Origin of the sequence: Acidiphilium sp. PM, assembly GCF_000219295.1 — a bacterium.
Taxonomy (GTDB): domain Bacteria; phylum Pseudomonadota; class Alphaproteobacteria; order Acetobacterales; family Acetobacteraceae; genus Acidiphilium; species Acidiphilium multivorum.
This window is the reverse complement of record NZ_AFPR01000283.1, coordinates 1-716: the sequence shown is the minus strand read 5'-3', so window position 1 is coordinate 716 and position 716 is coordinate 1. Positions and strand designations below refer to the sequence as shown.

The 716-nt window shown below is 74.4% G+C and carries 1 protein-coding gene; it reads right to left on the bottom strand.

Annotated elements, in window-relative coordinates:
• Positions 1–716, bottom strand: a 716-nt coding sequence (locus tag APM_RS11435) for a tetratricopeptide repeat protein (RefSeq protein ID WP_007423538.1), incomplete at both ends; no start/stop codon positions are given.

Sequence of the window (716 nt, the reverse complement as noted above, 5' to 3'; positions counted from 1 at the left end):
CTGGCGGCGGGTTCCGGCCCGGCGGCAAGGTCGGCAAGGTCGGACCGCGCATCCTCGACGCCCTGGGCGAGGGCGCGGCGGAGCCAGGTTTCGGCCTCCGCCGGCTCCGGCGGGCCGGCCAGCCCCTTGCGCAGCCAGCGGCCGAGCATGAGCTGGGCGAGCGGGTGGTTCGCCTCGGCGGCGCGGCGATACCAGTGCAGCGCCGCCGCGCGGTCGACCGGAATGTCGTGCCCGCCGCCATGCAGGGCGCCGAGAGCGAACATGGCGCCGGGATGGCCGGTTTCGGCGACGCGGAGAAAGAGGTCGCGCGCGCCCGCATGGTCGCGCGCGGTGCCGCGGCCATGCAGCTTCATCTCGGCCTGGAGCGCCAGGGCGTCGGTCATGCCGGTGTCGGCGGCGCGGCTGATCCAGCCATAGGCGGCCTCGGGATCGGCGGGAACGCCCCTGCCCTCCAGCAGCATGCGGCCATACCAGTACTGCGCGTTGACGATGTTTTCGGCGGCGCGGCGCAGCCACATCGCCCCCTTCGCCTCGTCGCGCGCGACGCCGATGCCCTCGGTGAGGCAGACGGCGTAGTTGAAGGCGCCGATCGCGTCGCCGGAGCCCGCCGCGCGCTCGAACCATTCGTGGATCGGCAGGCCATCGACCGAGGCGCTGCGGACCTGGCGGTGGAGGATGAGGTTGGCGAGGTTGGCCTGGGCGGCGGCATCGCCCCC